Raw genomic sequence first — 839 nt, forward strand, 5'->3', positions numbered from 1 at the left:
AATTGTTCCTTCAAAACTAGATAAAGAATTGATGTCAAGAAAGCCGAATATCGACCCATTGTTGTTCATTAAAATAATGACTCTTTTTGGTTAAGTCCTCGATCGATTAGTATCAGTCAACTCCACATGTCGCCATGCTTCCATCTCTGACCTATCTACCTAGTCATCTTCTAGGGATCTTACTCACTTACGTGATGGGAAATCTCATCTCGAGGGGGGCTTCATGCTTAGATGCTTTCAGCACTTATCCCTTCCGCACATAGCTACCCAGCGATGCCTTTGGCAAGACAACTGGTACACCAGCGGTGCGTCCATCCCGGTCCTCTCGTACTAAGGACAGCTCCTCTCAAATTTCCTGCGCCCACGACGGATAGGGACCGAACTGTCTCACGACGTTCTGAACCCAGCTCGCGTACCGCTTTAATGGGCGAACAGCCCAACCCTTGGGACCGACTACAGCCCCAGGATGCGATGAGCCGACATCGAGGTGCCAAACCTCCCCGTCGATGTGGACTCTTGGGGGAGATAAGCCTGTTATCCCCGGGGTAGCTTTTATCCGTTGAGCGATGGCCCTTCCATGCGGAACCACCGGATCACTAAGCCCGACTTTCGTCCCTGCTCGACTTGTAGGTCTCGCAGTCAAGCTCCCTTGTGCCTTTACACTCTGCGAATGATTTCCAACCATTCTGAGGGAACCTTTGGGCGCCTCCGTTACTCTTTAGGAGGCGACCGCCCCAGTCAAACTGCCCACCTGACACTGTCTCCCACCCCGATAAGGGGCGCGGGTTAGAATTTCAATACAGCCAGGGTAGTATCCCACCGATGCCTCCACCGAAGCT

1 rRNA gene is annotated in these 839 nt (G+C 52.3%); it reads right to left on the reverse strand.

Annotated elements, in window-relative coordinates:
- Positions 1 to 86 precede the first annotated feature (86 nt).
- A 23S ribosomal RNA gene (locus ACSQ2E_RS22820) occupies positions 87 to 839 on the reverse strand; the annotation flags it as partial.

The organism is Rossellomorea sp. LjRoot5 (assembly GCF_964253455.1).
GTDB lineage: Bacteria > Bacillota > Bacilli > Bacillales > Bacillaceae_B > Rossellomorea.